Raw genomic sequence first — 23,348 nt, 5'->3', positions numbered from 1 at the left:
TTAGCGTCTTTGCCGATGCACAACATGGGAGAATGCTGTGGAAATCAAAGACAGGATCGTCGTTGTCACAGGTGCGGCCAGCGGGATCGGGCGCGGTCTGGTCGAGCGTTTCGCCACCGAGGGTGCGAAACGCGTGGTCTGTGCTGACCTGAACCTGCAAGGCGCCGAGGATGTCGCCCAAGCTGTCGGCGGTGTCGCCCTGCGCTGCGATGTAAGCTGCGAGGCTGATATCGCAGCAATGATCGAACATGTGGAAACTGAAATCGGTCCCATCGACCTGTTCTGTTCCAATGCCGGTATTCTGACCATCGGTGGCATCGAGACGCCGGACGCCGATTGGCAACGCATCTGGGAGATCAACGTGATGTCTCAGGTCTGGGCGGCCCGTCACGTGGTGCCGCGCATGATCGCGCGCGGTGGTGGTTATCTGCTCAACACGGCCTCGGCGGCGGGTCTGCTTAATCAGGTTGGTGCGGCACCCTATGGGGTCACCAAACACGCCTCGGTTGGTCTGGCCGAGTGGCTGGCGATGACCTATGGCGATGACGGGATCGGCGTGTCGGTTCTGTGTCCGCAGGCGGTCCGCTCGGAAATGACGCGCGGGCATGAGGAATCGGTGGCGGCGCTGGACGGACTGCTCGAACCCTCGGACGTGGCCGAGGCCTGTGTTCAGGCCATCCGCGATCGGCGTTTTCTGGTGCTGCCACATCCGCAGGTTCTGGACTATATCCGTATGAAAACAGCAGATTACGACCGTTGGCTGGGCGGCATGCGCAAGCTGAACCGGCAATTCGGCGGCAAGCTTTAACCTTCGGATTTCAGCCGCCGCATCAACCCTTCCTGTGCCACGCTGGCCACCAGCGTGCCATCCTCGGCATAGATTTTGCCCCGATTGAAACTGCGCCCGGCGCCGGTCCAGGGACTGTCCATCGCGTAAAGATGCCAGTTCTCGAACCGGATCGGCGCGTGAAACCACATGGCATGATCCAGGCTGGCGCCGTTCACTTGACGGGTATACCAGCTGAGCCCGTGCGGGCGCAGGCCCGAGCCCAGCAACCCCATGTCCGAGGCATAGGCAAGCAGCAGATGCTGCATCGCCGGCCCTGCCCCGGCTGCCGCCCCCATCCGGAACCACAGGTAATGACGGTCGTCGGTCGGGATCGGCTCGAACATGTCGCGCGGCTCGACCTCGCGGATTTCGATGGGACGCGCGCGGGTGAATTCGGCGCGGTATTTCTGCGGGATACGGTCTATGAAACGCTCTTGCAAAGCCTGTCGCGTCGGATGGGTTTCCGGGCCGGAAATCTCGGGCATCGGATGCTGATGATCCCAGCCGTCATCGCCCGCATGGAACGAGGCCGACAGGTTCAGGATCTGGCGACCATGTTGAATGGCCACCACCCGTCTGGTTGTGAAGGAACCTCCATCACGCGCTCTATCTACTTGATAAATAACGGGAATGGATGGGTCTCCGGGGCGGATGAAATAGGCATGCAGCGAATGGCACAGCCGATCCTCGACCGTGCGATAGGCCGCGGCCAGCGCCTGGGCAATGACCTGACCGCCATAGATGCGGGTCGGCGTTTCACCCCCCGACCCGGTGCCACGAAACAAATCCACCTCCAACCGCTCGATATCGAGCAGGTCGAGCAGCTGGTGTTCCGCATCGGTCATATCGCATCCTCCGGCGTCAGCGTCGCCCGAGCGCGTAAGTCACGAAGAAATCGAAACTTTCCGGGTTCGCCATCGAGTCCCGGTTCACCACTTGCGCCGGGTCGCCCCCCAGTAGCAGTTTCTTGACTGGAACTTCCAGCTTCTTTCCCGACAGGGTGCGCGGCACCTCGGCGATCTGAACGATGTCGTTGGGGATGAAGCGCGGCGACAGCGTTTCGCGGATGGCCGTCTTGATGCGGTCACGCAGGGCCTCGTCCAGCAGCTGCCCCGGCGCCGGCACCACGAAGAGCGGCATGAAACTGTCGCGGCCCAGAAACTCCAGATCGACCACAAGGCTGTCCAGCACCTCGGGCAGCGCCTCGACCGCGCGATAGATCTCGGACGAACCGAGCCGCAGCCCCTTGCGATTGATGGTGGCGTCTGAGCGGCCATAGATCACCGAACCGCCCTCTGGCGTGATTTCGATCCAGTCGCCATGGCGCCAGATACCGGGATAGGTGTCGAAATAGCTCTCGTGCAGGCGGCTGCCATCCGTGTCGCCCCAGAACCCAAGCGGCATCGAGGGGAGCGGTTCGGTGCAAACCAGCTCGCCCACTTCGCCAATGATCTCATTGCCTTCCGGGTCAAAGCTGCGCACGGCGTTGCCCAGATAGCGGCATTGCATCTCGCCTGCACGCACCGGCAGCATCACGTTGCCGCCGACAAAGGCCCCGCACAGGTCGGTCCCGCCCGAGATCGGCGCCAGCCAGATATCCGGGTCCACGGCGTCATAGACCCAGTCATAGCCCTCGGCCGTCAAGGGCGAGCCGGTGGTCCCCAGCGCTTTGAGCGACGACAGATCCAGCGACTCGCGCGGGCGGATCCCCGATTTCAGGCATTGGGTGACATAAGCCGCGCCGACGCCGAAACTGGTCACCCGCTCGTCGGCCACCACACGCCAGACCGCCAACATGTCGGGGTGGTTGGCCGCCCCGTCAAACAGCACCACGGTGGCACCCTGCCCCGTGGCGACGAATTGCGTATTCCACATGATCCAGCCGGATGAGGTGAGCCAGAGAAAGCGGTCGTCAACGCCCAGATCCTGATGCAGCGCCTGTTTGGCGCCCTCCATCAGGATACCGCCATGACCATGCACGATGGGTTTCGGGTTGCCGGTGGTGCCCGAGGAATAGACGATCCACAGCGGATGATCGAAGGGCAGATCGGTAAATTCCGCTCTGGCCGTGCCTTGCGTCATCTCGTCCCAAGGGGTCATCCCCGGCGACGCATCCCCCATCACCGGCACCAGAACCGTGTGGGTCAGGCTGGGCAGACCGGCGCGAATCTCCTCCAGCACGGGACGCCGGTCGATGGTGCGCCCCGCGTGAACATAACCATCCTGCGCGATCAGCACCTTGGGTTCGATCTGGCGAAACCGGTCCAGGATCGCCACATGGCCCATGTCCGGGGCGCAAAGCGACCAGATGGCGCCAATACTGGCCGCGGCCAGAAAGGCGATCACGGCACTATCAGTATTGGGCAGGATCGCGACCACCCGGTCCCCCTGCCCCACGCCCATGGCGCGCAGCTGTGCGGCCACATTGGCCACCTGTTGCGCCAGTTGCGCCCAGCTGACCTCCTTGCGGCCGAACCCCTCGGAGCGCAGGATCAGCGCGGGTGCCTCGGGGCGGCTCTCGGCATGGCGCAGCATGTGCCGGGCAAAATTGGTGGTGACACCGGGAAACCAGACCGCACCGGGCATCCGCCGCTTGGCCAGCACCCGACCGTCGCCCCCCTGAAACGGCATGCCCGCGAAATCGCGGATCGCAGTCCAGAACCCAGCCAGATCCGTAATGCTCCATTCCCAGAGGGCATTGTAGTCGTCAAATTCCAGCCCGCGCTCCTCTGCCAACCAACGCTGAAACGCCGCCATGCGGCTTTGCTCTGCGCGGGCTTTGCTTGGGGTCCAGAGAATGGGCCGGGGATCTGTCATTCGCTTAATGCTCCATGGATCAGCGCCTTGAGTTCCGACCGCGAGGGATAGGCGCTGGAGGGTGACAATTGGGTGAAGAACACCACCGTCATGTCATTGACGCGGTCCAGCCAGAAAAAGGTCGAGGCCATGCCGCCCCAGCTGAAATCACCGACCGATCCGGGGGTGCGGGCGCGGGCCGGGTCCAGAACCACGGCGCCACCCAGGCCAAAGCCCATCCCCTCCATCGGCTGTTCGGCAAAGCTTTGCGGTCCCATCGAGGCGATATCGCCCGGCAAATGGTTGCGCATCATGAAATCAAGCGTTGCCGGGCCGATCAGGCGATGCCCGTCCACCTCGCCACCCCGGCGCAGCATCTCGGCAAAGCGGCGGTAGTCGTCGATCGTGCTGACCAGACCGCCGCCGCCGGAATACATGCTGGCATTCTCGAAGGGCGAGTTGCCCGCCTCGTCAAACAGCCGCAGCGTATCGCCGCCGGAATGGGCATCGTTAAGCGCCATCGCATCCCCGGCCAGAGGCGTATAGAGCGAGGCGAACCGGTCGCCCGCGCCCTCGGGCACGCTGAACCCGGTCTCGGTCATGCCCAGCGGGGCGAAAATCTCGTCCTGAAAAAACTGCGCCAGAGTCCGGCCCGACACCACCTCGACCACACGCCCCAGAATGTCGATGGAAACCGAGTATTCCCAACGGCTTCCCGGTTGAAATGCAAGTGGTAGCGCCGCCACCTTGTCGACCATGTCGGCCAACGCGCCCTGACCCGGTTTGAACAGCAGATCCTGCGCCTCCATCGCGCGCGCCAGAACGCCCGGGTTGAACGGATAGCTCAACCCGGCGGTATGGGTCAGCAACTGGTGCAGCGTCGGCGAGGGTGCTGGCTCGGTCTGGTCAATCGCGCTTGCCCCGGGCACCAGCGCCTGCATGTCCGAAAAGGCCGGCAGAAAGGTCGACACCGGCGCGTCGAGGTGAAACAGCCCCCGTTCGGCCAGCATCATCACCGCCAGCGAGGTTACCGGCTTGGTCATCGAATAGATGCGCACCAGCGTGTCACGGGTAAAGGGCAACTGGTTCTCGATGCTGCGCTGACCGGCTGCGTGGAAAAAAATCTCGTGCCCGCCCTGGCTGACCAGCACCGAACTGCCCGCATAGCGGCGCCGGTCGACATAGCCCTGCATCCAGCCCGCGATCCGGCCCAACCGGCCGGTGTCGAGTGTCCTGTAACCGGGGTCGGGCATCGCGCTATCCTCCTGCTGTCGCGGCTGGGCCGAGTGTCACCCGGCCCCCGCGCCAAGGAAAGTACGTAGGAATACGGACCCTTGTCGAGAGAGCACGCCAGCCCCTCATGGCACCATGCCCAGGCTGCGCCCGGCTTCGATCAGCAGCGGGGCATAAACACTCTCCAGCTCTTCTGGGGTGACATGGAAACTGGGCCCGCCCAGGTTCAGCCCGTGCAGCCGGGCACCACCCAGCGACAGCACCGGCACCGCGATGCCGTTCACATCCGCCCGCCAGTCGCCATATCCGGTGCAATAACCGCGCGCGGCGTATTCCTCGACGGCGCGCTCGATCTGGCTGCGCAGCTCTGCCTCGGGGAAGCCCAGGTCGCGGGTTCCGGCGGCGATGGCCGCCTCGCGCTCCTCCGCCCCCATCCCCACCAGGATCGCCCGCCCGATGGCCGAGCGGAACAGCGGCAGGCGCGAGCCCACATGCATGCTGAGCGAGACATTCTCGCGCGAGCGTGACACCGCGACATAGATCACCTCGGCCCGATGCACCTCGCCCAGGGCGGCGGTGATATAGGGGTTGCCGCCCGCGCGCAGGTCGCGCAGCACTTCGGCCGCGCGGTCGCAGATATCCATGCCCGCCAGCACACCCATGCCCAGTTGCAGCACGCCAGCGCCCAGCCGATAGGCGCTGGTTTCACGGTCCTGCACCAGGTAGCCCAGCTGGCACAGCGTATAAGTCAGGCGCGAGACGGTTGGTTTGGGCAGGCCGGTGCGTTCGGACAGGTCGGTATTGGTCAGCAGCACTTCGCCGGGGCGAAAACTGCGCAACACATCCAGCCCCCGCGCCAGCGCGGCGACGAAGTTGCGGTCTTTGCTCTCGGCCAGGCCGTCCGTATCACCGCACTGCCCGCTCACCCGCGCAACGCCCTCAACCCGTTTTGCGCGAACACCGCCACATACTGGCCCAAGCGCCGGGCGCGTTCGGGGTTTGACGCATTGCCATCCAGCGCGCGTTTATAGACGCCCTGGATGATCGCCGCCATGCGGAAGAAATTGAAGGCAAGGTAGAACCCGAACCGGTCGATCCCGCCGATCCTACGCCGCGCGCAATAAGCGGCGATGAACTCGGCGTCCGTCGGCAAACCCAGCGCGGCACGGTCGACACCGGCCAGCCCGCGCCCCTCCTTGCCCGGCGGCATCTGCCATTGCATGATCACGGCGGCCAGATCCGCATAGGGGTGGCCAATGGTCGACAGCTCCCAATCCAGCACGCCCAGACAGCGGCTACCGTCCTTTTCGAACATCATGTTGTCGATCCGGTAATCGCCATGTACCAGCGTGCGTTGACCGTCATCCTCGGGCATCTCCTGTCCCAGCGCCTCGATCAGCGCGTCCATGTCGGCGATGGTTTCGGTTTCCGAGGCCTGGTATTGCTTGGTCCAGCGCGAAAGCTGGCGTTCGAAATAGTTGCCCGGCGGGCCATAATCGGACAGGCCCACCGCGTCGATATCGACCGAGTGCAGCGCCGCCAGCACCCGGTTCATCTCGTCGATGACAGCGGTGCGGGTCGCGTTGGTTTCGCCCTCCATCGTCGGTTCGTAGAAATTGCGCCCGTCCAGATGCTCCATCACGTAAAAGGCCGACCCGATCACCGCGTCATCCTCGCACAGCAGATACATGCGCGGTACCGGCACATCCGTGCCCGCCAGCGCGCTTTGCACCCGGAATTCGCGATCCACCGCATGGGCGGATTTGAGCAGCACGCCGGGTGGCTTGCGTCGCAGCACATAATTGCGCGCGGGGGTCTTCAACAGAAAAGTCGGATTAGACTGGCCAACGTCGAATTTGCGGGCCTCCAGCGGCCCGGCATAGCCCGGCAGGTGGTCGCGCAGATAGGCATCGACGGCGCTCAGGTCGAGGCTGTGGGTCGTGTCGCTCATATCCTGTCCCTCAACTATAGCTCAGCTTATCCGCATGGGCCGGTTGGGCGAAATGCGGGGTTGCGTTGAATTCATGCAAAAAGAAGGCGCGCGGGGTGAAGATGAACCGCGACATGGCGGTGTTCTTTACCTGCAGGTTCAGCGCGATCATCTGCTCGGGCGGCGCGCTCAGCGCGGCGGCGGTCAACTGTCCGATGGCCCCGCCCGAGCTGATCACCAGCACCCGTTCGGCACCCTCGCGCGTGGCCTGCTGGCGCGCTGCCTCGATCCGGGCGGTGAACTGGGTCCAGCTCTCTCGCGCGCCCACAACCCCGCCGCCCTGCCATTCGCGCAAAACATCGCGCAGGGTGCGGAAATGCGTCTTGCGGTCATGCTGCACCGGATCGGGGATGGTGCCGCCGAATTTCACCCGCAACAGGTCGTGGAAATCATACTCGTTCCAGCCCGCGTGCTCCTCGGGCGCGTCCGTGAACCCCATGCCGCACAGGGTTTCCTTCTGCCGCGCCAGCGTGCCGGTGACCAGCCGGTCGGGCACCCAGCCCATATCGCGCAGCGCAGCCCCCACCAGTTCCGACTGGCGATGACCCAGCTCGCTCAGCCGGTCATAGTCGTCCGAGCCGAACGAGGCCTGCGCATGGCGGATAACAATCAGTTCCGCCATGGCTCAGCCGGTGAACTCGGCGGCCAGCCGCGCGCCCGCCGCACGGTATTCGCGGTCGATCCGATCCACCAGATCGGCCACAGGTTCGATCTGATGCACGTCGCCCACGCCTTGCCCTGAGCCCCAGATCTCTTTCCACGCCTTGGGTTTGGAGGACCCCTGGCTGAAGTTCATCGAACTGGCATCGGCCGAAGGCAGGTTGTCGGGATCCATCCCTGCGCGTTCCACCGACTTCTTCAGGTAATTGCCATGCACGCCGGTAAAGAGCGAGGAATAGACGATATCCTCGGCGGTGCTGTCGACGATCATCTGCTTGTACTCGGGCTGTGCGTTGGCCTCGTTCGTGGCGATGAAGGGCGAGCCCATATAGCCGAAATCCGCCCCCAGCGCCCGGGCGGCCAGCAGGCTTTCGCCACAGGCGATGGCGCCCGACAGGGCCAGCGGCCCCTCGAACCACGACCGGATTTCGCGGATCAGCGCCAGCGGCGATTGCTGGCCAGCGTGCCCCCCGGCCCCCGCCGCCACGGCGATCAGCCCGTCGGCGCCCTTGTCGATCGCCTTCTTGGCGAATGTGTTGTTGATCACGTCATGCAGCACCACGCCGCCACAGCTATGCGCGGCCTCGTTCACCTCGACCCGGGCACCCAGCGAGGTGATCCAGATCGGCACGTTCCAGCGCGCACAGATTTCCAGGTCCCGTTCCAGCCGCCCGTTTGAGCGGTGGACGATCTGGTTCACCGCAAAGGGAGCCGCTGGGCGGTCGGGGTTGTCCTGATTGTGGCGGTCCAGTTCCTCGGTGATGCGTTTCAGCCAGGCCTGCAGCAGCGGCGGCTCGCCCTCGCCTTCGCGCGCATTGAGCGCCGGGAACGACCCCACGATCCCCGCCTTGCATTGCGCAATCACCAGATCGGGCACCGAGATGATGAAAAGCGGCGAGCCGATCAGCGGGATGCGCAGGCCGCGCAGGGCGGGCGGCAGGTGGCTTTCGTCGCGTGTCCAGGTCATGTCTTTCACTTTCTCATGCTCCCCAAGGCAGGTCGATGCCCCGCGCATCCGCCGCCTTGCGGGCAAATTTGCGTGTCTGGCTGAAGGCATCGGTAAGCTCTCGCTTGCCCTCCTCATCCTGCACCTGCGCAAAACGGGCGGCGATTTCCTCGGGCGTGTTGGCATCGCCTTCCAGCAGGAAGCCCTCGGTCTCGAATATTCGCGTCTGCGCGTAACAGCCCGCCCCGGCGCAGAGGATCACGCGCGAGGGCGCATCCTCGCTCACCAGATAGAGCAGGCCCGGCGTGATCGTTTCGGGCGCCAGCAGCGCCAGCGCCTGTTCGGGGATCAGGTCTTCGGTCATGCGGGTCGCGGCAGTGGGCGCCAGACAGTTGACGCGGATGTTGTCGCGCGCGCCCTCGATATGCAGCACGTTCATCAGGCCCATCATCGCGGCCTTGGCCGCGCCATAGTTGGCCTGCCCGAAATTGCCGTAAAGCCCCGAGGCCGAGGAGGTGAAGACCACCCGGCCATAGCCCTGTTCGCGCATGATGGGCCAGCAGGCATGGGCCACATTGGCGCTGCCGATCAGATGCACGTCGATCACCTTGCGGAAATCGGCCATGCTCATCTTGGCAAAGCTCTTGTCGCGCAGGATGCCCGCGTTGTTGACCACGATATCGACGCGGCCCCATTGGGCCATGGTCTGGGCAACCATGTCCGCCACCTGCGCCTCGTCCGCCACATCGGCCGCGTGCGCGATGGCCTCTCCGCCCATGGCGCGGATCTCCTCGACCACCGCCTGCGCGGCGTCGGATGAGGCACCGGTACCGTCGGTCGCCGCCCCCAGATCGTTGATCACCACTCTGGCGCCGCGCGCGGCCAGACCCAGCGCATGGGCGCGGCCCAGGCCCGCGCCCGAGCCGGTGACGACTGCCACGCGTCCGTCGAAACGAATGTTCATCCCCGCCCCCTTACATCGCCTTTTCAAAGATGTTGCGGCCGGACATCACGTTGATGCCGCCCGAAACCGGGATCACCGCACCGGTCACATAAGACCCGCCACGTCCGCAGAGGAACAGCATGCAACCGGCGATATCCTCGTCCCGGCCCACCCGGCGCAGCGGCACGTCGCTGCCGACCTTGGCGCGCTTTTCCTCGTCCGCGGTTGCGAACGCTGTCATCCGCGACACGAACGGCCCCGGCGCAAGCGCGTTGACGGTGACGGCATAGGGCGACAGTTCCTTGGCCATGATTTTGGTCAGGTGGATCACCGCCGCCTTCGACGCCGCATAGCTATAGGCGCCATCGCCCATCGGCACTTCGCCCATGACCGAGCCCACGTTGACCACCCGCGCCGGATCATCGACCGAGCCGCTTTTCATCAGCATCGGCAACAGTTTCTGGGTCAGATCGAAGACACCGGCCACATTGACCGACATCACCTTTTCCCAGGCCTCATGCGGGAACTGGCCCATCGGTGCACCCCAGGTAACACCGGAGTTGTTCATCAGGATATCAAGGGTTTCGGTTCTGTTTTTCACCTCGGCGACCAGCGCGTAGATGCCCTCCTTGCTGCCGACGTCACCCGCAAACCCCTCGGCGCTGCCGGGGGCATCAAGCGCGTTCAGCTCGGCGGCCACCGCCTCGCAGGCCTCGCCCTTTCGCGAGGCGATCAACACGCGCGCACCTGCGCGCACCAGCGCCTCGGCTGCCATGCGCCCGATGCCGGTGGCGCCGCCGGTTACCAGCGCAGTCTTGCCATGCAGGGAAAACAATGTCTCAGGTGTCATGATAAATCCTTAAAATCCACGTGCTTGCGCAACGATGTTTGCGTGATATCCGTAATCGCCCAGCCATTCGGCCCCGACCCGGGCGCGTTTCATGTAGAAGCCCATGTCGAATGCGTCGGTCATGCCGATGCCGCCATGCATCTGCACGCCCTCTTGCACCGCGCGCTGCGCAGTATCGGTGGCGCGCGCCTTGGCCAGCGACACGGCCAGCGCTGCATTCTCGGGGTCTTCGTCCAGCATCCGGCCCGCGTTCAGGATGGCCGAGGCGGTCACTTCGCATTCACACCACAGATGCGCAGCGCGGTGTTGCAGGGCCTGAAAGGCGCCAATCGGCACCCCGAACTGCTTGCGTTCCTTGAGATATTCGACGGTCATCCCAAAGGCACCAGCGGCCAGCCCGGCCATCTCGGCGGCCAGCGCCGCCTGCCCGGCGCGCAGCGCGGGCGCCAGTACGGTCATTGCCTCATCGACCTGACCCAGCACATCCTCACCCGTTGCCGCCACATCAGTGAATTCGATCCGCGCCGCATCGCGGCTGTCAATCATCGCCTGTGCCTCGCGTGTGATGCCGTCGCGCGCGGCGGGCAGATCGAACAGGGTCAGCCCTGCATCGGTCCGCGCCAGCACCAGCAGCCGGTCGGCATTGGCCCCGTCCACAACAAACCGTTTTTCGCCGTTCAGGCGGAACCCGTTGCCCTCGGCCCGCGCCTGCATCTGCGTCGCCTCGGGGTCGAACTTGGCGCCTTCGTCGATGGCCAGCGCATAGGTGACCTCTCCAGTGGCGATCCGGGCCAGCGCCTGGCCCGCGCGGGCATCCGACACCTGCCGCAGCGCCGTCGCCGCGATCACAGCCGTGGACAGAAACGGCGAGGCAACCAAGGTCTTGCCCATCTCACCGGCCAGCGCGCAGGCGGCAGCATGGCCCATGTCGCTGCCCCCGGCCTCTTCAGGCACCAAGACCCCGGCCCAGCCCATCGCGGCCATTTCCGACCAGAGCGCCCGGTCCTGCGTCTGCCCCGCGTCCCGCAGCCCGCGCAGATGTGCCACCGGGGCGGCCTGATCCAGGAACCCGCGCGCGGCATCGGCCAGCATGACCTCTTCTTCGCTTCGTACCAGTTTTGCCATCTGCCTTACCCCGGAAGCCCAAGAACACGTTTGGAAATGATCGACAGCATCACCTCGGAGGTGCCGCCCTCGATCGAATTGGCCTTGGTCCTCAGCCAGTTGGGCGCGCGCCCGTCCTCCCAGACCAGCGCGTCGGACCCGCCCGCCGCCATCACCAGTTCCAGATTGCGCTTGTTCAGCTCGGTTCCCATGTATTTCAGCATGGCCGAGGCATCGCCCGCACCCTGCCCGGCCTCGGCCTGATCCTTGTAACGCTCCAGTGTCAGCGCCACGGCCAGCCCGTCGACCTCGGCCCGCATCGCATCGGCGCGCAGCACCGTGTCGGTGCTGCCGCTGTCGGCCAGCACTGCGCCCAGTGCCCGGCCCGAGCCCATGGTGCCACCGGCGGCCGAGATCATCTCGCGCTCATGTGTCAGCAGATATTTGGCCACGTCCCAGCCGCGATTGACCTCGCCTACCACCTGGTCGCGCGGCACCTGCACATCGTCAAAGAAGGTCTCGCAAAACGGCGAGGCGCCCGAGATCAGCTTGATCGGCCGCGTGGTCACGCCCGGGCTGGTCATGTCGAGCAAGATAAAGGAAATACCCTTGTGCTTGGGCGCCTCGCGGTCGGTGCGCAGCAGCGCAAAGATCCAATCGGCCTGATCGGCGTAAGAGGTCCAGATCTTCTGCCCGTTGACCAGCCAGTGATCGCCCCTGTCCTCGGCCCGGCTTTGCACATTTGCCAGATCCGATCCCGCGCCCGGCTCGGAATAGCCCTGACACCAGCGGATTTCCCCGCGTGCGATGGGCGGCAGGTAATGCAGCTTTTGCTCATGCGTGCCGAAATGCAAAAGCGCCGGTCCCAGCATCCAGATGCCAAAACTTTGCAGCGGATAGCGCGCGTTCAGGCGGCGCATTTCCTGGTGGAACACCTTCTCCTGATCGCGGCTCAACCCGGCGCCGCCGTACTCGATGGGCCAGGTCGGCACCGTGTACCCCTTGCTGACGCAACGTTGCAGCCAGGTACGCTGTGCTTCTGACGTAAAGTTCCAGTTCTTGCCGCCCCAGCAGATGCTAGCCTCGTCATTGCGGCCATCGCGCATGTCTACGGGGCAATTCGCCTCTAGCCAGGCGCGCAGCTCGTCGCGGAAGGCGGCAATCGCCTTGTCCTCTTCGGCCATGTGTCCTCCCCATATACCGATATCCGTTTTGCAGAGCAGAATTGCATTTCGAAATCCGGTTGACAACCAAGGGGGCGGGCCAAAGACTTGACGTCAAATCGCGGTACGCAAGCGACCGCAACAGGGAGAAAGACCGATATGAAAGCCATGTTGAGCACCGCCGTAGGCGGCCCCGAAACGCTGGAGCTGACCGAACTGCCCGATCCGGTGCCGGGCAAGGGAGAACTGCTCTTGCGTGTCTATGCGGCGGGGGTGAACTTTCCCGATACGCTGATGATCCGCGACCTCTACCAGATGAAACCGCCCCGCCCCTTTGCGCCCGGCGGCGAGATCGCGGGAGAGGTTCTGGCGGTGGGCGAAGGTGTCAGCGCCTATGCGCCCGGCGACCGTGTGCTGGCGCTGACCGGGCATGGCGGCTTTGCCACCCATCTGACGGTCAAGGCCAACGTGGCGTTCAGGATCCCCGACACGATGCCCTATGAGGACGCCGCCTGTTTCATTTTCACCTATGGCACCTCGCATCACGCGCTCAAGGACCGAGCGGCGCTGCAACCGGGCGAAACCCTGCTGATCCTGGGAGCTGCGGGCGGCGTTGGTGCGGCTGCTATCGAGTTGGGCAAGGCCGCAGGCGCGCGGGTGATCGCCGCCGTCTCATCCGAGGAGAAGGCCGAATTCTGCCGCCAGATCGGTGCCGACGAGACGCTGGTTTATCCACGCGAACTGGACCGCGACGGGCAAAAGGCGCTGTCGGCCGAGATCAAGAAACTGGCCGGGGGCGACGGGGTCGATGTGGTCTATGACGCGGTGGGCGGGGCCTATGCCGAACCCTGCCTGCGCGCGATGGCATGGAAGGGCCGTTACCTGGTGGTGGGCTTCCCGGCGGGCATCCCCAGCATCCCGCTGAACCTGACCCTGCTCAAGGGCTGTCAGATCGTCGGCGTCTTCTGGGGCGCCTCGGTGTTTCGCGACCCCAAGGGCCATGCCGCCAACGTGGCCGACCTGTTCCGCCTGTACGCCGAGGGCCGGATCAAGCCGCAGATCTGCGCGCGCTTCCCGCTGGATCAGGCTGGCGCAGCGCTTGAGATGATGCAGGACCGCAAGGTGCTGGGCAAAGTGGTGATTACACCCTGACCGGGTCTAGGACAGATGCGCCACATCGTTGAACCCCCGCACCACCATCCGCTCGCCCTGGATCACCAGCCGGCTGATCGAGCCATTGGCCGCCCCGTGAAAGGCAAAAGGTTCGGCCCCGCAGGCCATCGCCATGGCGGCACCGATGACGCCGCCATGCACAAAGGCCGCGACCCGCTGGTCGGGATGGCGCGCCGCGATGCGCAGCAGCCCCGCCCGCACCCGCGCGTGCAATTGGGCTGTGGTTTCGGCGCCCGGGATCTCACCCCATTCCTGCCTCTCCTTGGCGCGGATGAAGGCCGGATCGTCATTGGCGGCACGGATGCGGTATTCGCCCCGGTCCCAGTCGCCCAGAAACACCTCGCGCAGGTCCGGCTCTACCAACGGCACCAGCCCCAGATGCGCGACCAGCGGTGCGGCGGTCTGGTGGGTACGCCGCAGCGTGGTGACATAGATCGCCGCCAGCGGTTCGTTCTTCAACCGCGCGCCCACCGCGCGGGCCTGCGCCTCGCCCTCGGGATGCAGCGCCGGGTCACCCTGTCCATTCACATGCGCAAACGGCTCGCCCGGACGGGCGGGCTGGCTTTCGCCATGACGGATCAACAACAGATCGACCGCCCCGGCGGGCGGCGCATAGACGGTTTGACGGTATTCCCGGGTCATCGGATTCTCGCAGGCTGGACTGCGCGCATCCTGTCCCGGACCGGGGAGAGGATGCAATGAACCAAAACGAGATCGACACCGGATCGGAGTTGCTGCTGTGCGGCCTTGCCGATGGCGTGGCCACCCTGACGCTGAACAACCCCGAGCGGCGCAACGCGCTGTCGGGCGACCTGCCACAGGCGCTGGGCCGGATGTTGGCCTTGCTGGACGACGAGCCCCGCGCCCGCGTGCTGGTGCTGACCGGCGCAGGTGGTGCCTTTTGCGCGGGTGGCGACATCACCAGCATGGGCGCGGCCCTGGGCGGTGGCGCGCAGCCCGACGCCGACGCGATGACCCGCCGCCTGCGGCAGGCGCAGGACGATATCGCACTGCGCCTCGCTCGGCTGAGCAAGCCCAGCATCGCCGCCCTGCCCGGTGCCGCCGCCGGGGCGGGCATGTCTCTGGCGCTGGCCTGCGACCTCCGTATCAGCGGGCAGAGCGGCTATCTGCTGCCCGCCTTTGGCGGTATCGGCCTGTCGGGCGATTTCGGCGGCAGCTGGCTGCTGACCCGGCTGATCGGCCCCGCCCGCGCCAAGGAGGTCTATTTCACCAACCGCCGTATCATGGCCGAAGAGGCACTCGCACTGGGCCTCGTGAACCGGGTGGTGGCGGATGCGGATGTCCTGGGCGAAGCACAGGCGCTGGCCGCCCAGATCGCCGACTTTGCCCCGATGGCGCTGCGCTACATGAAGGAAAACATTGATCGTGCCGGCGATGTCGATCTGCGCCACGCGCTGGATATCGAGGCAGACCGCATGATCCGCACCCTGCTGAGCGCCGATCACCGCGAAGGCGCCCGCGCCTTTGCCGAGAAACGCAAGCCCGAGTTCGGCGGGCGCTGAGACCACATGGAAAGGACCGCCACCATGACCCCGCTTGAACAGGCTCTTCACCAGGAACAGGCCAGGATCGGCCAGGACCTCCCCGCCTCAAACTGGATCACCGTCGATCAAGCGATGATCGACCGCTTTGCCGAGGTGACGATGGACGACCAGTGGATCCATGTGGACCCGGCCCGCGCCGCCGCCGAGACCCCGTTTGGCGGCACCATCGCGCATGGGTTCCTGACCCTCTCGCTGGGCAGCCGCTTTGTCTATGACGTACTGGCGCCGCTGCCGGGCCAGGTAATGGGGATCAATTACGGCTTTGACAAGCTGCGGTTTCTGGCCCCGGTGCCCGCCGACGCACGGCTGCGCGGGCATTTCCGCCTGCTTGAGGCACGTCCGCGGGGCGCCACCGAACTGCTGCGCAAGTATGCCTTGACGGTCGAGATCGAAGGCAGCGACACCCCGGCCCTGGCTGCCGAATGGCTGACACTTAGCCAGTTTGAGCAAACGTTGCCTGCGACCAACTGATCCGATGAAAATTCTTCCGTGTCACTGGTTTGGGTGACTGCAAGCTGGACAGCTTGTCCTATTCCTGTCTAAGAGATTCCTGAATGGGGATTTAATGTGATGAACAGTATTCTGGTCTTGCACGGCCCTAATCTCAATTTGCTGGGCACCCGGCAACCCGAGGTTTACGGCACGACAACGCTGGAGATGGTCAACAGCGCTTGTATCGCGCATGGCCAGTCTAGGGGCCTGTCGGTTGCCTGCCTGCAATCGAACCACGAGGGTGCGCTGGTCGATGCGATCCACGCCGCCAAGGGTCTGCATCACGGCATCGTGCTGAATGCAGGGGCCTATACCCATACCTCGATCGCGCTGCGCGACGCCATTTCCTCGGTCGAACTACCTGTGGTCGAGGTGCATCTGTCCAACATCCACGCGCGCGAGGCGTTCCGCCACGTTTCACATATCGCGCCGGTCGCTCTGGGCCAGATCTGCGGCTTCGGTGCCCAGGGCTATCTGCTGGCGCTCGACGCGCTGGCGGCGCATCTGTCGCCAGGGGATGCACAATGAGGCTGCGCAGCTATCTGGAAAAACTCAGCTACGTCCGCACGCTGGAAGAGTTGTGGGACGGACATACCCGCCAGATGGCGGAATATGGGTTTGACCGTCTGCTCTACGGCTATACCAACTATCGCACCGCGACCTCGCTGGGCGACCCCGAAGATTTCGTGATCCTGAGCAACCACAAGGAAGCCTATGTGAACGGGTTCCTTCAGGACGGGCTCTATTTCCATGCACCGATGCTGCATTGGGCTTTGGAACACGAGGGCGCCGGCAGTTGGCGGATGATCTCGGACATGCTGGACAGCGAGACGATGACCCCGCAAGAACGGCGCGTCTATGCGTTCAATGCCGAGCATGGCGTGACGGCCGGGTATACGATCAGCTTCACCTCGGTCTCGGCCCGGACCAAGGGCGCGATCTCGCTATGCGCCCGCGAGGGGATGAGCCAGGACGAGGTCGATGCCCTGTGGCAGGAACATGGTCAGGACATCCTGCTGATGAACAACGTGGCGCACCTCAAGATCATGACCCTGCCCTATGCGGCGCCGAACCGGTCACTGACCCGGCGCCAGCGCGAGGCATTGCAATGGGTGGGTGACGGCAAGACCACCCAGGATATCGCCATCCTGATGGGGCTGACCGCAGCCACGGTGGAAAAACACTTGCGCCTGGCGCGCGAGGCGCTGTCGGTTGAGACCACCGCGCAGGCGGTACTGAAAGCGGCGCTGCACAATCAGATGTTCATCATGGAAGCCTGAGAGCGGTTTACTTCAACTTTCTCCCGCAACCATTTAATATTCAATAATAAGAAGGTGAATCGCCCTGTATTTGACAGGGTGAAATCCTTGTGTGTACGGTGAGTATTCAGAAAGTTGACCATAGGTAAGGAATCCCCGACTTTCGAACAGGGCCAGGTTTTCGCATTATGATGATGTTCCGTGAGTGGTGGCTTTGGCCTGGGAACATCGGGAAAAGACCCTTGTGATTTCAAGGCTCTCTGACCTGTCCGGCGTTGGCTGTCTATTAATCGACGTCAGCGCCGGAGAACATGAGGGGCCCCACCATCCCCATCTTACGGGGCCCCTCACCCAAATCTCAGGGCGATACCGGCAAAACCGGTATCGCCCTGATGTCGTTGCGACATATGGATTTCCCAGGCCGGTTCATCGAGCGGCAAAAGAAAACCGGCCGCACGTCAGACATGCGGCCGGTCGGAAGTTTTCGTAACGGCAAAGCCGGTACAGGTCGGGATCAGCCCTGTGCGGCCTTTGCCACCTCGGCGGCGAAGTCTTCCTTCTCGACCACAATGCCTTCGCCCACTTCGAGACGGACAAAACCGGTGATCTCGGCTCCGGCCTCGGCAGCGGCGGCACCGACGGTCACGTCGGGGTTCACCACGAACTGCTGGCTCAACAGGGTCGATTCGGCGACGAATTTCTTCATCCGACCTTCGATCATCTTCTCGATCACAGCTTCCGGCTTGCCGGATTCGCGGGCGATGTCCATCTGCACCTGCTTTTCCTTCTCGACCACGGCCGGGTCCAGCTCGGCTTCGCTCAGCGCGGCGGGGTTCACGGCGGCGATATGCATCGCGACCTGCTTGCCCAGTGCCTCGTCGCCACCTTTCATGGCGACCAGAACGCCGATCTTGCCCATGCCGGCGGTGGCGGCGTTGTGGACATAGGTCACAACGGTTTCGCCTTCGATCTTGGCCAGGCGGCGCACCGACATGTTCTCGCCGATGGTGGCGATCTTGTCGGTCAGGGTGTCGGCCACGTTCTTGCCACCCAGATCGGCGGCCAGCAGCGCGTCGACATCGTCAACGGCCAGCGCGGCCGATGCGATCTTGCCGACCATGTCCTGGAATTCGCCGTTCTTGGCAACGAAGTCGGTTTCCGAGTTCACCTCGACCGCGACACCCTTGCCACCGTCGACGACAACGGCGACCAGACCTTCGGCGGCGGTGCGGCCCGATTTCTTGGCGGCTTTCGCCAGACCCTTGGTGCGCAGCCAGTCAACGGCGGCTTCCATGTCGCCATCGGTTTCGGTCAGCGCCTTCTTGGCGTCCATCATGCCGGCGCCGGTTGCGTCGCGCAGTTCCTTAACGAGTGCTGCAGTGATTGCCATCTTGGCTCTCCTCAATTCAAAACGGATTTGGGGCAGGTCATACCCTGCCCCATATGTCATTCGGATGACGGGGCCGATCAGGCCTCGGCGGCTGCCTCTTCGACCAGCGCCTCTTCGGCGGGGGCCTCTTCCAGCTCGCCCAGATCGACGCCTGCGGCGCCCAGCTGAGCCGACATGCCGTCCAGCGCGGCGCGCGCTGCCAGATCGCAATACAGCGAGATGGCGCGGGCGGCGTCATCGTTGCCGGGGATGATGTAATCAACACCATCGGGCGAGCAGTTGGTGTCGACCACGGCCACAACCGGGATGCCCAGCTTGTTGGCTTCAGCAATCGCCAGCGCTTCTTTCTTGACGTCGATGACGAACAGCAGGTCCGGCACGCCGCCCATTTCGCGGATCCCGCCCAGCGAAGCTTGCAGCTTGGCCTGGTCGCGTTCCATGCCCAGACGCTCTTTCTTGGTCAGGCCTTCGGCGCCGCCTTCCATCTTCTCGTCGATCATGCGCAGGCGCTGGATCGACTGCGACACGGTCTTCCAGTTGGTCAGGGTGCCGCCCAGCCAGCGGTGGTTCATGTAATACTGGGCCGATTTCTCGGCAGCTTCGGCGATCGGGCCCGCGGCCTGACGCTTGGTGCCCACGAACAGAACGCGGCCGCCCTTGGCGACGGTATCGCGCACGGCTTTCAGCGCCTGGTCCAGCATCGGAACGGTCTGGGTCAGGTCGAGGATGTGGATGCCGTTGCGGGCGCCGTAGATGAACGGCGACATGCGCGGGTTCCAACGTTGGGTCTGGTGGCCGAAGTGAACGCCAGCTTCCAGCAGCTGACGCATGGAGAACTCGGGAAGAGCCATGCGGTATTTCCTTTTTCCGGTTTGCGCCTTGGCGGGGGAGAAGAAGCGGATGCTCCAACCGGCGGTTCGGATGGGGATGTCTCCCCCAAACGGACCAAAACCCCGCCTGCGGGTTTTGAATGGCGCGCGTATACAGTGACCGGACCCGGGGCGCAAGGGGCTTCGAGCATATCCGCGAACCCGTCGCCTTGCCTCATCTGGAAACATAGCGAATTTTGTGATACTCATCCAGAGATTGCATCATACCGGTCCCCTCATCCGGCGGCCGCTTCTGTTTTGACATGATTTTGTAGAAATAGGTGAATTGGCATGCCAAACGACACCGTCGATGGCGGGACACCGGCCGCCGCAGCACAAGCGTCCCCGCCCGCGCCCGCAGCTGCTGCGGAGAAACCCAAACCCGCCGGTTGGCGCGCAACCCTGTCCAACCTGTCCTCGCTGATCAAGGATTTCGGCATCGTCGCCGCCATCGTCGCCACCCCGATCGCCATCGTGGTGGTGGTGATCTGGGAAGGCGTGCTGCGCCCGCGCCTGACCGCCGAGATCATGACGGAACTCAGCCGCCCCGACGAGGGCTATCGGGCCTGGCACCGCGACAACGTGATCGGGGCGCTGTCGGGCCATGATCCGGCCATCTTGCGGAAATGGCTCGAGGCCGAAGGTGGCCCCGTCATCGAGCAACTGGCCAGCCCGCCCGACGCCGAAGAGATCAAGGCGCTGTTCGCCGATCCCGACTTCCGCAAGTTCTTTCAGCGGCAGGTGCTGCTCTCGGTCAGCGATTTCCGCGACGATTATGTGGAATACCTCTACCGCGAATATGGCGAGACCAACATGCTCAAGGCGTGGCTGTCGCCGGTGACCGAACAGGTCGACGCGGTCTATACGCTCAACCTTTTCTACCAGAAAACACCGATACAGGATGCCGAGGGACGTCAGGCGGTGAACGAGGCCGGATTGGCTCTATACGACACCAGCTTCAAGATCTCGGACCAGTTCTATGCCACCGACGATCAGCTGTTTCATATCAATGTCCGGCCCGAGACCAAGGGCGGGTTCTACGACATCTTCCGGCAGGAAGCGGCGGTGCTGACCATCACCATCGGGAACTTCACCCAGAACATCAACGTGAACGGCTTTCAGGACGATGTAACCTGTATCGTGCGAACGGCGTTAAACAATGCGCCCTCCGGCTTTGTCACGGTACGGGCGAATATCAAGCGGTCCGGGCCGCTGGATCCGAACAACCCAGTGACGCTGGACGGGCAAGTCCCCGATGGCGGCTTTGACATGAAGATCATCGTGACCGCGAAAAAGGGGAGAAAGACATGCTGATGCGCCGCTTGCTTGTACTCCTGCTCTCTCTCCTTACCCTGCCCGCCCTTGCGCAAGAGGCGCGTTGGCACCCCCTGGCCGGGTTCGACAAGGTCTGGATCAAACAGGGCGCCACCTTTGACGGGCCAGAGACCGGGCGTTTCGAATACGATGCGCTGCGGTTTGGCCGCGAGGTGCCGCTATACGAATACGAGTTCTTCGATATGGAGGACCTGTTTCAGCGCGCCTACCGGAACCGGGCAGCCAACGGCGTTCTGGTGAATGCCGCCACCGGCGGCGCCCGCATCCTGTCGCCCACCATGGCCGAGGCCTGGCTGGCGGTGCGCGACGACCCCGCTGTTGTGGCAGTGGTGCCGATGGGCTTTGCCCGGGTGGCGGGTGACACGCGGGTGGTGGGCTATCGCCGGATCGACGGGCGCGACATGCAGTCGATGTTCTTTGCCCGCAATCTGGACGCGATCCTGTGTCTGAACGACATGGCCCGGCGCAACGCCGAAAGCTATGATGGGCAGGTGCCGTTCCTGTTCGGGCTGAATTTCAAGGGCCGGGCCACCTACTCTTATGTCGAGGGGCTGGACATGGTGAACCTGGCGGACAGCAGCAGCCCGCAGCGCTTCCTGGAAACCTTCACTGCCTGCTCGGACCTGTTGCAACTGGGCCGCCGGGTGATCGAGCCGCGCGATTACAGCCGTTTAGGCAGCCCGCGCGGTCGCATCGCCTTTGACCGGGCCGCCAGCGCGGAAATCAAGCCCACCGAACGGATCGTGCTGCTTTATGATCGGTTTGGCCACATGAACTTTGTCCGCACCCGCCAGCCCACCGGGGTCTACGAGCTTGGTCGATTGCTCAGCTCGAACGGGTTCTATGACGACGAACCCTGCAAATACCCTGAAAAAGACGCGTATCGCGGCCGCTCGACCAGCTGCGAGTTGTGGGCGGTGACCATTGCCGCCTTTGATGGCGCGGCAATCGCGGTGCGCCAGGGCGACAAGGCGGTGTTCTGGGGCGATCCGGGTCGCTACGCGCCCGGCGTGCTGGTGATCCGCCGCAAGGCCGCAGCAGAGCCGCCGCAGGCGCCAACCGCACCAGCACCAGCACCGGCCAAAGTGGCCCCTGTTCTGCCGCTGACCCCGGCGCCAAAGCTTCAACAGCGGGCGCTCCCGGCGGATTGAGCGCTCAGGGCGTGAGCCGCGCCAGGCTGTGCGCGTGGCGCACCGCCTCTTCGCAATGGGCGGCCAGCGCCTTGCGGTTGTCGAAATCGCTCACCCGGGCCGGGGCGTGATAGATCAGCTCGACCCGGCCCTGCCGCCGCGCCGCCAAAGTCTTGAGCAGATGCGGGCCGAACTCCATGTCGCCCCACCAGCCATAGAATCGGTCGGGCTGGCCTTTGGGGGCGTGGAACACGACCGAGACCGGTTGCACATACATGATCGGCCGCAGTTCGGGCGCGAAAAACGCCGCAAACAGCGTAGTCTTGAATGGCAGAACCCTCAGCCCGTCGGTCGAGGTGCCTTCGGGAAAGAACAACAGCTTGTGCCCCACCGCCAGCCGCTCGGTGAAAATGCGGGTCTGTTCGCGCGCTTGCTTGGGGTTGCGTTCGATGAACACGGTACCGGTGGCCCGCGCCAGCCAGCCGATGCCGGGCCAGTTCGCCACCTCGGCCTTGGACACGAAATAGACCCGCTTGCGCGCGTTCAGCGCAAAGATGTCCAGCCAGGAGGTATGGTTGGCCACCACCGCGCCCTGCTCGCGCATCAGCTCTCCGCTGCTCTCGAACCCGATGCCGAGGATACGGAACGCGTTGCGGCAGACAAATTGGGTGATATGCGGCGTGACGGGCCGGTGCAGGCCGCACAGTGGCCGCTCGACCAGCCGCACCAGCAACAACACGATCAGCCCACCAAAGACGAGCAGCGCCAGCGGCACCCCGCGCACCAGCACCAGCAGCCAGCCGATCAAGTCGATCTCGATCGGATCGGGGTCATCCTCACTGTTCCAGAGTGGAACCATCCCTAGCCCCCGCCATAGATACGCCGCTGGCGCTCGTTCATCCGTGCGGTATCCAGGATCAGGCAGACATCGGTGGTGTTGAACGCATGGTCGACATAGGCGCCATCGCCCACGAACCCGCCCAGCCGCAGATAGGCCTTGATCAGCGATGGCACCTCGAGCATGGCGCGGCGCCGGTCCAATGCCTCGGGCGCGACCCGGTTCATGTCGACATAATGGGCGGGCTGGGTGCGCACCCGCAGATCCTCGGGTGCAAGGTGGTTGTGATACAGCATCGACAGCGGCTGAGCCAGCGCCTCGACATCGGTGCCGTGGAAACTGGCGACCCCGAACAGAACCTCGATCCCGTGCTGCGCGACATAGTCGGCCAGCCCGTTCCACAGGTGGTACATGGCCATGCCACCACGATAATCGGGATGCACGCAGGAGCGGCCAAGTTCCAGCAGCCGGCGACCCGAGCGTTTCAGTACGCCAAGGTCATATTCATCCTCGGAATAGAACTGCCCCGCTGATTGCGCCTGACTGTCCCGCAACAGACGATAGACGCCCACCACCTGCCTTGACCGGTTGTTGATGCACAGCATATGGTCGAAAAACGGGTCAAACCGGTCCCGCTCCAGCCCGGCCTGATGATCGACCAGCGCCCCGCCGCCGCCCAGTTCGCGCACGAACACGTCATAGCGCAGGCGCTGGGCCGCGTGCAGTTCGGCCTCGGTCTCGGCAATCTTGACGGTAAAGGCGGGGCCGTGGTCTGGCATGGGT

Annotated in this window: 24 protein-coding genes; 8 read left to right on the top strand and 16 right to left on the bottom strand. The window is 64.2% G+C overall.

Going from position 1 to position 23,348, the window contains the following annotated elements:
- Positions 1 to 37 precede the first annotated feature (37 nt).
- Entirely contained in the window at positions 38 to 808 is a 771-nt protein-coding gene (locus tag AC2FL1_RS07910; protein WP_496876544.1) for an SDR family oxidoreductase, read from the top strand.
- Here AC2FL1_RS07910 and AC2FL1_RS07905 read toward each other — a convergent pair.
- From AC2FL1_RS07905 to AC2FL1_RS07855, 11 genes are all read right to left on the bottom strand, one after another.
- Entirely contained in the window at positions 805 to 1,674 is an 870-nt protein-coding gene (locus AC2FL1_RS07905) for an acyl-CoA thioesterase (RefSeq protein ID WP_496876543.1), read from the bottom strand. The two genes, AC2FL1_RS07910 and AC2FL1_RS07905, sit on opposite strands and share 4 nt — an antisense overlap.
- 16 nt (positions 1,675 to 1,690) lie before the next feature.
- Positions 1,691 to 3,646, bottom strand: a complete 1,956-nt coding sequence (locus tag AC2FL1_RS07900) for an acetoacetate--CoA ligase (RefSeq protein ID WP_496876542.1) — start codon at positions 3,644 to 3,646, stop codon at positions 1,691 to 1,693.
- Positions 3,643 to 4,878, bottom strand: a complete 1,236-nt coding sequence (locus AC2FL1_RS07895; protein ID WP_496876541.1) for a serine hydrolase domain-containing protein — start codon at positions 4,876 to 4,878, stop codon at positions 3,643 to 3,645. Before AC2FL1_RS07895 ends, AC2FL1_RS07900 begins: the two co-directional genes overlap by 4 nt.
- 105 nt (positions 4,879 to 4,983) lie before the next feature.
- Complete coding sequence (locus tag AC2FL1_RS07890) at positions 4,984 to 5,784, bottom strand: IclR family transcriptional regulator (RefSeq protein ID WP_496876540.1); 801 nt, start codon at positions 5,782 to 5,784, stop codon at positions 4,984 to 4,986.
- Positions 5,781 to 6,809 (bottom strand): phosphotransferase, encoded by a 1,029-nt coding sequence (locus AC2FL1_RS07885; RefSeq protein ID WP_496876539.1) that lies wholly within the window; start codon positions 6,807 to 6,809, stop codon positions 5,781 to 5,783. Before AC2FL1_RS07885 ends, AC2FL1_RS07890 begins: the two co-directional genes overlap by 4 nt.
- Positions 6,810 to 6,819: 10 nt before the next feature.
- Positions 6,820 to 7,470, bottom strand: coding sequence for a histidine phosphatase family protein (locus tag AC2FL1_RS07880; RefSeq protein WP_496876538.1), 651 nt, complete (start codon positions 7,468 to 7,470; stop codon positions 6,820 to 6,822).
- Positions 7,471 to 7,473: 3 nt separating this feature from the next.
- Positions 7,474 to 8,475: an NAD(P)H-dependent flavin oxidoreductase gene (locus AC2FL1_RS07875; RefSeq protein WP_496823565.1), complete on the bottom strand. Its 1,002-nt coding sequence runs from the start codon at positions 8,473 to 8,475 to the stop codon at positions 7,474 to 7,476.
- A 13-nt stretch (positions 8,476 to 8,488) separates the two neighbouring features.
- Positions 8,489 to 9,418 carry an SDR family NAD(P)-dependent oxidoreductase gene (locus tag AC2FL1_RS07870; RefSeq protein WP_496876537.1) on the bottom strand — a complete coding sequence of 310 codons (930 nt, stop codon included), beginning with the start codon at positions 9,416 to 9,418 and terminating at the stop codon, positions 8,489 to 8,491.
- A 10-nt stretch (positions 9,419 to 9,428) separates the two neighbouring features.
- Positions 9,429 to 10,247, bottom strand: a complete 819-nt coding sequence (locus AC2FL1_RS07865; RefSeq protein WP_496876536.1) for an SDR family NAD(P)-dependent oxidoreductase — start codon at positions 10,245 to 10,247, stop codon at positions 9,429 to 9,431.
- Positions 10,248 to 10,256: 9 nt separating this feature from the next.
- Entirely contained in the window at positions 10,257 to 11,372 is a 1,116-nt protein-coding gene (locus AC2FL1_RS07860; RefSeq protein ID WP_496876535.1) for an acyl-CoA dehydrogenase family protein, read from the bottom strand.
- A gap of 5 nt (positions 11,373 to 11,377) precedes the next feature.
- On the bottom strand, positions 11,378 to 12,535 hold the full coding sequence (locus AC2FL1_RS07855) for an acyl-CoA dehydrogenase family protein (protein ID WP_496876534.1): 1,158 nt from the start codon (positions 12,533 to 12,535) through the stop codon (positions 11,378 to 11,380).
- A 138-nt stretch (positions 12,536 to 12,673) separates the two neighbouring features.
- Between AC2FL1_RS07855 and AC2FL1_RS07850 the strand changes: the two genes are divergently transcribed.
- On the top strand, positions 12,674 to 13,666 hold the full coding sequence (locus AC2FL1_RS07850; RefSeq protein WP_496876533.1) for an NADPH:quinone oxidoreductase family protein: 993 nt from the start codon (positions 12,674 to 12,676) through the stop codon (positions 13,664 to 13,666).
- Between the two features lie 6 nt (positions 13,667 to 13,672).
- Here the strand turns inward: AC2FL1_RS07850 and AC2FL1_RS07845 are convergent, their stop codons facing one another.
- Positions 13,673 to 14,329, bottom strand: coding sequence for a histidine phosphatase family protein (locus AC2FL1_RS07845; RefSeq protein ID WP_496876532.1), 657 nt, complete (start codon positions 14,327 to 14,329; stop codon positions 13,673 to 13,675).
- Between the two features lie 56 nt (positions 14,330 to 14,385).
- On the opposite strand from AC2FL1_RS07845, the gene AC2FL1_RS07840 reads away from it, so the two are divergent.
- The 4 genes from AC2FL1_RS07840 to AC2FL1_RS07825 all read left to right on the top strand — a co-directional run bounded on the left by AC2FL1_RS07840 (position 14,386) and on the right by AC2FL1_RS07825 (position 17,024).
- Positions 14,386 to 15,210, top strand: a complete 825-nt coding sequence (locus tag AC2FL1_RS07840) for an enoyl-CoA hydratase (protein WP_496876531.1) — start codon at positions 14,386 to 14,388, stop codon at positions 15,208 to 15,210.
- 24 nt (positions 15,211 to 15,234) lie between these two features.
- On the top strand, positions 15,235 to 15,723 hold the full coding sequence (locus AC2FL1_RS07835; protein ID WP_496876530.1) for a MaoC family dehydratase: 489 nt from the start codon (positions 15,235 to 15,237) through the stop codon (positions 15,721 to 15,723).
- A gap of 99 nt (positions 15,724 to 15,822) precedes the next feature.
- On the top strand, positions 15,823 to 16,272 hold the full coding sequence (gene aroQ / locus AC2FL1_RS07830) for a type II 3-dehydroquinate dehydratase (protein WP_496823551.1): 450 nt from the start codon (positions 15,823 to 15,825) through the stop codon (positions 16,270 to 16,272).
- A complete protein-coding gene (locus tag AC2FL1_RS07825) occupies positions 16,269 to 17,024 on the top strand; it encodes a helix-turn-helix transcriptional regulator (protein WP_496876529.1) in 756 nt (251 codons plus the stop codon). The genes aroQ and AC2FL1_RS07825 overlap by 4 nt, the downstream gene beginning before the upstream one ends.
- Positions 17,025 to 17,517: 493 nt before the next feature.
- On the opposite strand, the gene tsf is transcribed toward AC2FL1_RS07825, so the two are convergent.
- Entirely contained in the window at positions 17,518 to 18,393 is an 876-nt protein-coding gene (gene tsf / locus AC2FL1_RS07820) for a translation elongation factor Ts (RefSeq protein WP_234144218.1), read from the bottom strand.
- A gap of 77 nt (positions 18,394 to 18,470) precedes the next feature.
- Positions 18,471 to 19,244, bottom strand: a complete 774-nt coding sequence (rpsB, locus tag AC2FL1_RS07815) for a 30S ribosomal protein S2 (protein ID WP_496876528.1) — start codon at positions 19,242 to 19,244, stop codon at positions 18,471 to 18,473.
- Between the two features lie 309 nt (positions 19,245 to 19,553).
- On the opposite strand from rpsB, the gene AC2FL1_RS07810 reads away from it, so the two are divergent.
- On the top strand, positions 19,554 to 20,576 hold the full coding sequence (locus tag AC2FL1_RS07810; RefSeq protein ID WP_496876527.1) for a hypothetical protein: 1,023 nt from the start codon (positions 19,554 to 19,556) through the stop codon (positions 20,574 to 20,576).
- A complete protein-coding gene (locus tag AC2FL1_RS07805) occupies positions 20,570 to 21,748 on the top strand; it encodes a hypothetical protein (RefSeq protein ID WP_496876526.1) in 1,179 nt (392 codons plus the stop codon). The genes AC2FL1_RS07810 and AC2FL1_RS07805 overlap by 7 nt, the downstream gene beginning before the upstream one ends.
- A gap of 4 nt (positions 21,749 to 21,752) precedes the next feature.
- Here AC2FL1_RS07805 and olsA read toward each other — a convergent pair whose 3' ends face one another.
- A complete protein-coding gene (gene olsA / locus AC2FL1_RS07800) occupies positions 21,753 to 22,586 on the bottom strand; it encodes a lyso-ornithine lipid O-acyltransferase (protein WP_496876525.1) in 834 nt (277 codons plus the stop codon).
- A gap of 2 nt (positions 22,587 to 22,588) precedes the next feature.
- The gene (gene olsB, locus AC2FL1_RS07795) at positions 22,589 to 23,344 is read right to left on the bottom strand and encodes an L-ornithine N(alpha)-acyltransferase (RefSeq protein WP_496876524.1); all 756 of its coding nucleotides are present in this window, start codon (positions 23,342 to 23,344) and stop codon (positions 22,589 to 22,591) included.
- Positions 23,345 to 23,348 lie beyond the last annotated feature (4 nt).

This window comes from Ruegeria sp. YKSF070 (genome assembly GCF_059612725.1).
This window is presented reverse-complemented; position numbering and strand designations above follow the sequence as displayed.